Source organism: Herbidospora sakaeratensis (genome assembly GCF_001570525.1).
In the GTDB taxonomy this organism is placed as follows: Bacteria; Actinomycetota; Actinomycetes; order Streptosporangiales; family Streptosporangiaceae; genus Herbidospora; species Herbidospora sakaeratensis.
The window spans coordinates 68,517-79,652 of record NZ_BBXC01000029.1; the positions used below are offsets into that span (position 1 = coordinate 68,517).

9 protein-coding genes are annotated in these 11,136 nt (G+C 72.6%); all 9 read left to right on the forward strand.

Annotated features, from left to right (window positions below; translation table 11 throughout):
- The first annotated feature begins 25 nt into the window (after positions 1-25).
- Positions 26-1,537, forward strand: a complete 1,512-nt coding sequence (locus AW271_RS36730) for a UDP-N-acetylmuramoyl-L-alanyl-D-glutamate--2,6-diaminopimelate ligase (protein WP_062342729.1) — start codon at positions 26-28, stop codon at positions 1,535-1,537.
- Positions 1,534-2,901 (forward strand): UDP-N-acetylmuramoyl-tripeptide--D-alanyl-D-alanine ligase, encoded by a 1,368-nt coding sequence (locus AW271_RS36735; protein ID WP_062342731.1) that lies wholly within the window; start codon positions 1,534-1,536, stop codon positions 2,899-2,901. The genes AW271_RS36730 and AW271_RS36735 overlap by 4 nt, the downstream gene beginning before the upstream one ends.
- Positions 2,898-3,974 (forward strand): phospho-N-acetylmuramoyl-pentapeptide-transferase, encoded by a 1,077-nt coding sequence (gene mraY / locus AW271_RS36740; protein ID WP_030450324.1) that lies wholly within the window; start codon positions 2,898-2,900, stop codon positions 3,972-3,974. The genes AW271_RS36735 and mraY overlap by 4 nt, the downstream gene beginning before the upstream one ends.
- Positions 3,956-5,317, forward strand: coding sequence for a UDP-N-acetylmuramoyl-L-alanine--D-glutamate ligase (gene murD, locus AW271_RS36745; RefSeq protein WP_062342733.1), 1,362 nt, complete (start codon positions 3,956-3,958; stop codon positions 5,315-5,317). The genes mraY and murD overlap by 19 nt, the downstream gene beginning before the upstream one ends.
- On the forward strand, positions 5,314-6,567 hold the full coding sequence (gene ftsW / locus AW271_RS36750) for a putative lipid II flippase FtsW (RefSeq protein ID WP_062342736.1): 1,254 nt from the start codon (positions 5,314-5,316) through the stop codon (positions 6,565-6,567). Before murD ends, ftsW begins: the two co-directional genes overlap by 4 nt.
- Before the next feature lie 44 nt (positions 6,568-6,611).
- On the forward strand, positions 6,612-7,691 hold the full coding sequence (murG, locus tag AW271_RS36755; protein ID WP_062342738.1) for an undecaprenyldiphospho-muramoylpentapeptide beta-N-acetylglucosaminyltransferase: 1,080 nt from the start codon (positions 6,612-6,614) through the stop codon (positions 7,689-7,691).
- Complete coding sequence (gene murC / locus AW271_RS36760; protein ID WP_062342740.1) at positions 7,688-9,085, forward strand: UDP-N-acetylmuramate--L-alanine ligase; 1,398 nt, start codon at positions 7,688-7,690, stop codon at positions 9,083-9,085. The genes murG and murC overlap by 4 nt, the downstream gene beginning before the upstream one ends.
- On the forward strand, positions 9,082-9,816 hold the full coding sequence (locus AW271_RS36765) for a cell division protein FtsQ/DivIB (protein WP_062342743.1): 735 nt from the start codon (positions 9,082-9,084) through the stop codon (positions 9,814-9,816). The genes murC and AW271_RS36765 overlap by 4 nt, the downstream gene beginning before the upstream one ends.
- Positions 9,817-10,004: 188 nt before the next feature.
- Positions 10,005-11,136: cell division protein FtsZ (gene ftsZ / locus AW271_RS36770; protein WP_062342744.1), on the forward strand; the 1,132-nt coding region annotated here is incomplete at its 3' end.

Genomic DNA, 11,136 nt, shown 5'->3' on the forward strand with positions numbered 1-11,136 from the left:
CGCCCGACCTTCACCGGATCAGCAGATGCGCCCGTCGTCCAGCCCGCCGCGCCCGCTCTCGGGGCTCACGGCCCTGCTCGGCGTGCAGTCGGTCGCCGGTGCGGGGCGCGGCGTGGTCACCGGGGTCACGATCGACTCCCGCCGGGTCCGCCGGGGCGACCTCTACGTCGCCATCCAGGGCAAGACCGCGCACGGCGCCACCTTCAGCTCGGCCGCCATGGGCGCCGGCGCGAGCGCCATCCTGACCGACCACGAGGGCGCCGAGATGGCCGCCGAGACCGGCCTGCCGGTGTTCGTGCTGCCCGACCCGCGCGCGGTGCTCGGCCAGGTGGCCGCCTGGGTCTACGGCCAGCCGGCCGCCGACATCCCGGTCATCGGGGTCACCGGCACCAGCGGCAAGTCGACCTCGACCTTCCTGCTGGAGGCGGGGCTGCGCGCGGCCGGGCACCGCACCGGCCTGGTCGGCGGCGTCGAGATCCACGCGGGCGACGTCGTCATCAAGCCCGAGCTGACCACCCCCGAGGCCAGCGACCTGCAGGGCCTGTTCGCGCTGATGCGCGAGCAGAAGGTGAGCGCCGCGACGATGGAGGTCTCCAGCCACGCGCTGGCGCTGGGCCGGGTCGAGGGCCTGTTCTACGACGTCGCGATCTTCACCAACCTGTCGCAGGACCACCTCGACTTCCACAGGGACTTCGACGACTACTTCGCCGCCAAGGCGCGCCTGTTCACGCCGGAGTTCTCCCGGCTGGGCGTGATCAACGTCGACGACCCCCACGGGCGCGAGCTGGCCGGGTTCGTGAAGATCCCGATCACCACGTTCTCGGCCGAGGGCGCGGCCGACGCCGAGTGGCGGGCGGCCGACGTCCGGCTCGGGGCCGACGGGAGCTCCTTCCGGGTCGTCGGGCCGGGCGGGGTCGAGGCCGACGTGACCGTCGGGCTGCCGGGTCCGTTCAACGTCGCCAACACCCTGGGCGCGCTCGTGGCGCTCGTGGAGTCGGGGGTGCCGCTGCAGACCGCCGTCCACGGGGTGAGCGGGTTCCGCGGCGTCCCGGGGCGGATGGAGCGGGTGCCCGGCGGCGACGGGTTCCAGGCGATCGTCGACTACGCCCACAAACCGGGCGCGGTCGAGTCGGTGTTGCGTGCGCTGCGCGAGGTCACCGACGGTACTCTGACGGTCGTCCTGGGCTGCGGCGGCGACCGCGACAGCGGCAAGCGCGCCCTCATGGGCGAGGCCGCGGCGCGGCTGGCCGACGTGGCCGTGTTCACCAGTGACAACCCCCGCAGCGAAGACCCGCTCGCGATCATCGCCGCGATGCTCGACGGCGCGCTGGCCGTGCCGCGCGAAGACCGCGCCCGCGTGATCGTCGAGCCTGACCGGGCCGCCGCGATCGACCTGGCGATCTCCAGGGCCGGCCGGGGCGACGTGGTCGTCGTGGCCGGGAAGGGCCACGAGCAGGGGCAGTACTTCGCGGGCGAAGTCGTCCCGTTCGATGACCGTGACGTGGTCGCCGCCGCCATCAGCAGGAGGAACGCATGATCCCGTTGCCGCTGGGCCGGGTCGCAGAGATCACATCGGGCGCCCTCACGGGCCAGGCCGACCCGGGCGCCGTCGTGAGAGGCCCGGTGGTGATCGACTCGCGGGCCGCCGAGCCGGGGTCGCTGTTCGTCGCGATCAGGGGCGAGCGGGCCGACGGCCACGACTTCGCCGCCCAGGCCCTCGCCTCGGGCGCGGCCGCCGTGCTGGCCTCCCGGCCGGTCGACGGGCCGGCCGTCGTGGTCGACGACGTCGTGGCGGCGCTGGCGAAGCTGGCCAACGCCGTCGTCACGAACCTGCCGAAGGCGACCGTGGTCGGGGTGACCGGGTCGGCCGGCAAGACGTCGACCAAAGACCTGATGGCCCGGCTGGCGGCCAGGATCGGTCCAACGGTGGCGCCGGTGGGGTCGTACAACAACGAGATCGGGCACCCCCTCACGGTGCTCAAGGCCGACGAGGACACGCGGTTCCTGGTGCTGGAGCTGTCGGCGCGTAACGCCGGACATATCGCTTATCTGGCGGAAATCGCCCCGCCGTCCATCGGGGTCGTCCTCAACGTCGGCACCGCCCACCTCGGCGTGTTCGGCGGCAAGGAGGCCATCGCGCGGGCCAAGGGCGAGCTGCCCGAGGCGCTGCCCTCCTCGGGCGTCGCGGTGCTGAACCTCGACGACCCGCTGGTCGCCGCGATGAGCGGGCGCACCCGGGCGCGGGTCCTCTACTTCGGCCGCACCCGCAGCGCCCACGTGCGCGCCTCCCACGAGACCCTCGACGACCGGGGCCGGGCCCGGTTCACCCTCCACACCCCCGCCGGCGAGGCCGACGTGGCGCTGCGCCTCCACGGCGCCCACGCGGTCGAGAACGCGCTGGCCGCCGCGGCCGCCGCCCACGAGCTGGGGTTGTCGCCGGCCGCTATCGCCGAGGAGCTGTCGCTGGCCGAGCCGCGCAGCCGCTGGCGGATGGAGGTCACCGACCGCCCCGACGGCGTGACCGTCGTCAACGACGCCTACAACGCCAACCCCGACTCGATGCGCGCCGCCTTCGCCGCGCTGCTCGCCCTGGCCGGCCACCGCCGCAAGCACGCGGTCGTGGCCTCCCTGCGCGAGCTCGGCGACGACGCCCCCGAGCTCAACGCGGGGGTCGGCCGCCTGGCCGCGGGAGCCGGTCTGGCGACCCTGGTGGTCGTGGGGGAGGACGCCGGGCAGATCATCGCCGGCGCCCCCGACGCGATCCACGCCCCCGACGTCGAGGCCGCCGTGGCCGAGCTCACCGGCCGCCTGGCGCCGGGTGACGTCGTATTGATCAAGGGACCCCGGGCCGCCGGGCTGGAGAAGGTCGCCGAAGCCCTGTTGGGGGGTGACGCCCGGTGAGAGACATCATCGTCGCCGCAGCGGTCGCGCTCGTCGTCTCGATGCTCGGCACCCCCATCGCGATCCGGCTGTTCGGGCGGCGCGGCTACGGCCAGAACATCCGCGAGGAGGGCCCCCAGGGCCACTACGACAAGAAGGGCACGCCCACCATGGGCGGCACGGTGATCGTGATCGCCGCCCTCCTCGGCTACGCCGTCGCCCACCTGGCCACCATGTTGTCGGCCAATCCCTCGCCCCCCACCGCCTCCGCGCTGCTCGTCCTCTTCCTCATGACGGGCCTGGGCGTGGTCGGCTTCCTCGACGACTTCATCAAGATCTACAAGCAGCGCAGCCTGGGCCTGCGGTCGGGCGCCAAGGCCCTCGGCCAGCTCCTCGTCGGCGTCGTCTTCGCGATCCTCGTGGTGCGTTTCCCCAACGCCTACGCGGTCACCCCCGCCGAGACCCGGTTGTCCTTCCTCCGCGACTTCGGCCCCTCGATCGGCCTCATCGGCTTCATCATCTGGGTGCTCATCATGATCGTCGGGTTCTCCAACGCGGTGAACCTGACCGACGGTCTCGACGGCCTGGCCTCCGGCGCCACCGGCGTGGTGCTGGCGTCGTACGTGCTCATCGGCAACTGGCAGCTGCGCAACAGCTGCACGACCGCGATCCTCGGGCCCAACTGCTACATCGTGCGCGACCCGCTCGACCTGGCCGTCGTGGCCGCCGCCGTGCTCGGCGCGCTGATCGGGTTCCTGTGGTGGAACGCCCCCCCGGCCAAGATCTTCATGGGCGACACCGGATCGCTGGCCCTCGGCGGCGTGATCGCCGGTCTGGCCATCACCACCCGCACCCAGCTGCTCCTGCTGCTGCTGGCGGGCCTGACCGTCGTCATCACCTCCTCGGTGATCATCCAGGTCGGGTTCTTCAAGATGACCAGGAAACGCATCTTCCGGATGGCGCCCCTTCAGCACCACTTCGAGCTCAAGGGCTGGGCCGAGACCACGATCGTGGTCCGGTTCTGGCTGATCGCGATGTTGTGCGCCGCCGCCGGGCTCGGTCTCTTCTACGTGGAATGGATGCCCAAGACGTGAGCCGTGTCGTCGTCGCCGGGCTCGGCGTCTCGGGCACCGCCGCCGCGCGCGGCCTGGCCCTGGGCGGCGAGCGGGTCGTCGTGGTCGAGCAGTCCGACCGGCCGCTGCCTGCGGAGCTCGCCGACCTCGGGGTCGAGAAGGCCGACCGGCTGCCCGACAAGGTGGAGCTGGTCGTCACCTCGCCGGGCTGGCGGCCCGGCCACCCGCTGCTGGTCGAGGCGGCGGCGGCCGGGATCGAGGTCATCGGCGAGGTCGAGCTGGCCTGGCGGCTGCGCCACGAGGGCGCCGCGCCGTGGCTGGCCCTCACCGGGACCAACGGCAAGACGACGGCCGTGCGCATGCTGACGTCCATCCTCGAGGCGGCGGGGGAGCGGCCGCTGGCGGTCGGCAACGTCGGCACCCCGATCATCGACGCGGTCCTCGACCCCGGTGACACCACCGTGCTGGCCGTGGAGTTGTCGAGCTTCCAGCTGCACTGGTCGTCCAGCGTCGCCCCGGCGGCCGCCGCGATCCTCAACGTCGCGCCCGACCACATCGACTGGCACGGTTCCTTCGAGGAGTACGCCGCCGCCAAGGCCCGCATCTTCGCGGGCGCCGGCGTGGTCGTGCACAACGCCGACGACCCCTGGGCGGCCCGGCTCGCCGAGCCCTACGACTCGATCGGGTTCACGCTCCAGGTGCCCCGGCCGGGCGAGCTCGGCGTGGTCGAGGACCTGCTGGTCGACCGGGCCTTCTGCGACGACCCGCGCACCTCGGCGGTCGAGCTGGCCACGCTCGCCGACGTCCGGCCGTTCGCGCCCCACAACGTCGCCAACGCGCTGGCCGCCGCCGCGCTCGCCCGCGCCCACGGGGTGCCGGCCGAGGCGGTGCGCGAGGGGCTGGCGGCGTTCACCCCCGACCCCCACCGGATCGCCCACGTGGCGACCGTCGGCGGGGTCTCCTACGTCGACGACTCCAAGGCCACCAACCCCCACGCGGCGGGGGCGTCGCTGGCGGCGTACCCCTCGATCGTCTGGATCGCGGGCGGGCAGCTGAAGGGCGCCGACGTCGACGATCTGGTCGTGCGGGCCGCCAAGCGGCTGCGCGGCGCGGTGCTGCTGGGCGCCGACCGGGCCAGGATCGCCGAGGCTCTCGCGCGACACGCGCCGGATGTTCCCGTCGTGGAGGTCGCCGGGGAAGACACTGGGGTGATGGACCGTGTCGTCACCGAAGCCGCCCGGCTCGCCTCCCCGGGTGACACCGTGCTGCTGGCCCCCGCCGGGGCGTCATTGGACATGTTCGCCAACTACGGCGCGCGGGGAGACGCCTTCGCGCGCGCCGTTCGCACCCTGGAACCGCGGTGACCGCCACCCAGGAGGCGGAGGAGACCCAGACCCGGTCGCGTCCGTCGTGGGCGGCGACCCAGCTCGGCGCCCTGCGCGAGCTGCTGAGCCGCCCGCTGACCTCCTACTACCTGATCCTCGGGTGCAGCGCCCTGCTGCTGGCGCTCGGCCTCATGATGGTGCTGTCGGCCTCGTCGATCGAGGCGCTGCAGATGATGGGCGACCCGTTCTACTGGTTCCTCAAGCAGTCGCTCTCGGTCGGGCTGGGCCTGCCCCTCATGTACGTCTGCTCGAAGCTCCCGCAGCGCTATTTCCGGCTGGCCGGATATCCGCTGATGGCGTTGTCCATCATCGGCCTGGTCATGACCATCTTCATCGGCTCCTCCGAGCTCGGCGCGCAGCGCTGGATCTACATCGGCAGCCTGACCATCCAGCCGTCCGAGCCGGCCAAGCTGGCCATGGTGATCTGGGGCGCCGACCTGCTCGCCCGCCGGGCCCGCAACGGCATGATCGAGTGGCGGCACCTGCTGGTCCCGCTGATGCCCGGCGTCGCCATCCTGGCCGTGCTGGTCATGCTCGGCCGCGACCTCGGCACCACGATCGTGCTGATGATCATCTTCCTGGCGTTGTTGTGGGTCGTCGGCGCGCCGGTGCGGCTGTTCGCCGGCATCCTGTCGCTGCTCGCCATGGCCACCGTCTTCATGATCATCTCCGAGGGGTATCGGTCTGACCGGATCGAGGGCTGGCTGAACCCCTGGGGCAACGCGCAGGGGTCGGGCTACCAGGCCGCCCAGGGGCAGATCGCGATGGGGTCGGGCGGCTGGTTCGGACTCGGCCTCGGGTCGTCGCGGCAGAAGTGGGACTGGCTGCCCCATGGCGAGAGCGACTTCATCTTCGCCATCCTCGGCGAGGAGCTCGGCCTGATGGGCACCCTCACGGTGCTCTGCCTGTTCGGCCTGCTCTGCTACGCCGGGCTGCGCATCGCCTCGCGGACCAAGGACCCGTTCATCCGGCTGACCGCCGCCGCCTGCACGGCCTGGATCGGCGGGCAGGCGATCGTGAACATCGGCGCGGTCATCGGCGCGCTGCCGATCACCGGCATCCCGCTGCCCCTGGTCTCCTACGGCGGATCGGCGCTGTTGCCGACGCTCGCCGCGCTTGGCATGTTGTTGTCGTTCGCCAAACGCGAGCCGGGGGCCGCCGAGGCCTTGGCCGCACGGGGCCCCGGCCCGGCCGCACGGGCTCTAAGCTGGCTTGGCCTCAAGACCTGACGCATACGTGGGCGAACAGGTCCACAGCACGACTAGGGAGAGACATGAGGGTTGTCCTCGCCGGCGGCGGGACGGCCGGCCACATCGAGCCGGCGCTGGCGCTGGCCGACGCGCTTCGTCAGTTCGACCCGTCGATCGGCATCACCTGCCTCGGCACCGAACGCGGCCTGGAGACGCGGCTGGTCCCGGCCCGGGGTTACGAGCTGGCGCTCGTGCCCGCGGTTCCGCTGCCCCGCGCGCTGACGCCTCAGCTCCTCACCGTGCCGGGACGGCTCGCCGGGGCGATCAGCGCCGCGGGCAACATCCTGGAGCGGGTGGGGGCCGACATCCTGGTCGGCTTCGGCGGCTACGTCGCCACGCCCGGCTACCTGGGGGCGCGCCGCAAGGGCGTGCCGATCGTCGTCCACGAGGCCAACCCGCGCCCGGGACTGGCCAACCGGCTGGGCGCCCGCCTGACCTCCCACGTGTTCACCGGCCACCCCGACACGCCGCTGCCGGGCGCCGAATACGTCGGCATCCCGCTGCGCAAGGACGTCTCGACGCTCGACCGGTTCTCGCTGGGCGACAAGGCGCGGTCCTACTTCGGCCTCGAGAGCGACCGCCCGACGCTGCTGGTGTTCGGCGGCTCCCAGGGGGCCCGCTCGATCAACAACTCGGCCCTCAACGCCGAGCCCTATCTGCGCCGCGCCGGCATCCAGGTCATCCACGTGATCGGCCCGAAGAACACCGTCGAGGTCGAGCCCCCGCCCGGCGACCCGCAGTACGTGATCCTGCCCTACGTCGACCGCATGGACCTGGCCTACGCCGCCGCCGACCTGGTGTTGTGCCGCAGCGGCGCGATGACCACCGCCGAGCTGACCGCCGTCGGCCTGCCGGCCGCCTACGTGCCGCTGCCCCACGGCAACGGCGAGCAGCGTCTCAACGCCGAGCCGATCGTGCGGGCGGGCGGCGGCCTGATGGTCGACGACGCCGAGCTCTCCCCCGACTGGATCATGCGCACCCTCGCGCCCCTGCTCCACGACCCCAACCGGATAGCCGCCATGTCGGAGGCCGCCGCCCGGATGGGACGCAAGGACGCCGACGTGACGCTCGCCCGCAAGGTTCTGGAGATCGCAGCCCGATGAGTCTGGTCAAACTGGTTGAGCCCATCCCCGCCGAGGAACTCGGGCGGGTCCACTTCATCGGGATCGGCGGGGCCGGCATGTCCGGCATCGCGCGCATCCTGCTCAAGCGCGGGGTGGCCGTCTCCGGCAGCGACGCCCGCAGCTCCGACCTGCTGACCGAGCTGCGCGAGCTGGGCGCGACCGTCCACGTCGGCCACGCCGCCTCGCACATCCGCGACGTCAACACCGTCGTGGTCTCCACCGCGATCCGCGACTCCAACCCCGAGCTGGGGGAGGCGCTGCGGCAGAACGTGCGCATCATCCCGCGCGCCGCCGCGCTCGCGGCCGTCATGACCGGCAAGACCGGGGTCGCCGTCGCCGGCACCCACGGCAAGACGACCACCACCTCGATGCTCACCGTGGCGCTGCAGAAGTGCGGGGCCGACCCGTCGTACTGCGTCGGGGGCCAGCTCGTCACCACCGGCCTGGGGGCCGACGAGGGCACCGGCCGGGCGTTCGTGGCCGAGGCCGACGAGAGCGACGGCTCGTTCCTGATGCTCGCCCCGCGCATCGCGGTGGTCACCAACGTCGAGGCCGACCACCTCGACAACTACGGCGAGCCGCAGGCCGTCTACGACAGCTTCGCCCGCTTCGTCGAGCGGATCGGAGAGACGATCGTGCTCTGCTCCGACGACCCGGGCGCCGCCGCGCTGGCCCCGATCGCCCATGCCCAGGGCCTGAAGGTCGTCACCTACGGTGAGGGCGAAGAGGCCGACCTGCGCATCTGCGACGTGGTGCCGCGCGGCCTCGGGGTCGAGTTCACCCTCAAGGGCCACGGCGCGGTCCGCCTGTCGGTGCCCGGCCGCCACAACGCCCTCAACGCCACCGCCGTCATCGCCGTCGCCCTCGACCTCGGCCTGCCGTTCGACGAGGTCAGAGACGGCCTGGCCGCCTTCACCGGGGCCAAGCGGCGGTTCGAGTCCAAGGGCGAGGCCGACGGCGTCACCGTCTTCGACAGCTACGCCCACCACCCGACCGAGCTGGCCGCCGACCTGCGCGCCGCCCGCGACGTGGTGGCCGGGGCGGGCCGGGTCATCGCGGTCTTCCAGCCCCACCTCTACAGCCGCACCCGCTTCTTCGCCGACGAGTTCGGCGCCGCGCTCGGCCTGGCCGACGAGGCGATCGTCCTCGACGTGTACGGCGCCCGCGAAGACCCCGAGCCCGGGGTCTCCGGCGCGCTGGTGGCCGGCAAGGTCACGCTCCCGGCAGACAACGTGGCCTACGCGCCCGACCGGGCGGCCGTCCCGGCGCTGGTCGCCGAGCGGGCCCGTCCCGGCGACATCGTGCTGACGATGGGCGCCGGCGACGTCACCGAGCTCGGCCCCCGCATCGTCGCGGAGCTGCGGTCGCGGTGACCCCTTCCGAAGCCCCGGTCGTCACCGAGAGGCCGCCCGCCGCCGAGCGGGCGGCCCGCAGGCGGCCGGGCATCTGGCGGTTCGCCACCGCCGCCCTGATCACCGGCGGCACGCTGGCGGTCTCGGGCTGGCTGGTGTTCCTCTCGCCCGTGCTGGGCGTCAAGGAGATCAGGGTCGAGGGCGTGCTGGGGCTGGCGCCCGAGCAGATCGAGCAGGCCGCCGCGCTGCCGCTCGACACGCCGATGGCCATGGTCGACACCGAGGCGGTCCGCCAGCGGGTGGCCGCCGTGACCGAGGTCGAGTCGGCCAAGGTCGAGCGGGTCTGGCCGGGCACCGTCACCATCAGGATCCGCGAGCGCACGGCGCTGGCCTCGGTGCCGATGAACGGCAAGTCGGCCGTGGTCGACCGGTTCGGCGTGGTGCTCGACATCGTCGCGGTCGCCCCGCCCCGGCTGCCGGTGGTCCGGCTGCCCCACCTCGACCCGCAGGACCCGTCGGTGCGGGCCGCGCTGACCGTGCTCGGCGTGCTGCCCGACCATCTGCTGCGCAAGGTCCACGAGGTGCAGGCCAAGACGGCCGACTCGGTGACCCTGCTGCTCTCCGACGGCCGCACCGTCGTCTTCGGCGGGCCCGAGCGCGCGGCCGACAAGACCCGTATCCTTCTCGGGCTGCTGAACCAGCGGGCCGAGACCTTCGACGTGAGCTCTCCGGAAGTCGTCACCGTACGCTGAGGAGACGTGTTCACGACACGCCGGGCCGGTTGCGGCGCGGTGAGTTGACCCTGGCGGGGCGCAACCCTACTGTCCGTATCAATCCTCAGGTTGACATAACTCTAAATCTCAACTTGAGGGTGAGAGTTGGCTAGTGCGGGCACCCGCCCGTGACGGACATATGTAAGCGAGCGGAAAGGCCCCTCGTCGTGGCAGCACCGCAGAACTACCTCGCGGTCATCAAAGTCGTTGGAATCGGCGGCGGCGGAGTCAACGCCGTCAACCGGATGATCGAGGAGGGACTCAAGGGCGTCGAGTTCATCGCCATCAACACCGACGCCCAGGCGCTGCTGATGAGTGACGCCGACGTCAAGCTCGACGTCGGCCGGGAGCTCACCCGCGGCCTCGGCGCCGGCGCCAACCCCGAGGTGGGCCGCAAGGCGGCCGAAGACCACCGCGAGGAGATCGAAGAGGTCATCAAGGGCGCCGACATGGTGTTCGTCACCGCAGGTGAGGGCGGCGGCACCGGCACCGGCGGCGCGCCCGTCGTGGCCAACATCGCCCGCTCGCTCGGCGCGCTGACGATCGGCGTGGTCACCCGCCCCTTCTCGTTCGAGGGCAAGCGGCGGGCGATGCAGGCGGAGGCCGGAATAGAGAATCTCCGCGCCGAGGTCGACACCCTCATCGTCATCCCGAACGACCGGCTGCTGTCGATCAGCGACCGGCAGGTCAGCGTGCTCGACGCCTTCAAGGCGGCCGACCAGGTCCTGCTCTCGGGCGTCCAGGGCATCACCGACCTGATCACCACCCCTGGTCTGATCAACCTCGACTTCGCCGACGTGAAGTCGGTCATGTCGGGGGCGGGCTCGGCCCTCATGGGCATCGGCCACGCGCGCGGCGACGACCGTTCGGTCGCCGCGGCCGAGATGGCCGTCTCCAGCCCGCTGCTGGAGGCCAGCATCGACGGCGCCCACGGCGTGCTGCTCTCGATCGCGGGCGGCTCCGACCTGGGCCTGTTCGAGATCAACGAGGCCGCGCAGCTGGTGTCCAACGCCGCCGCGCCCGACGCCAACATCATCTTCGGCACGGTCATCGACGACGCCCTCGGCGACGAGGTGCGCGTGACGGTCATCGCGGCCGGGTTCGACGAGCCCGAGCCGGTGCGGTCCCAGCCGGTGCCGCAGCAGACCTCGCGCCCGCAGCCCGCCGCCCCGGCCGCCGCCGGCCGTCCGGCCCAGACGCAGGCCGCCGCGCAGCCGGCGCGGGAGCGGCCGACGCTCTCGTCGTTCGTCGCGCCGCCGCCCAAGCCGAAGCCCGAGCAGCGCGCCGAGGCCCCGGCCC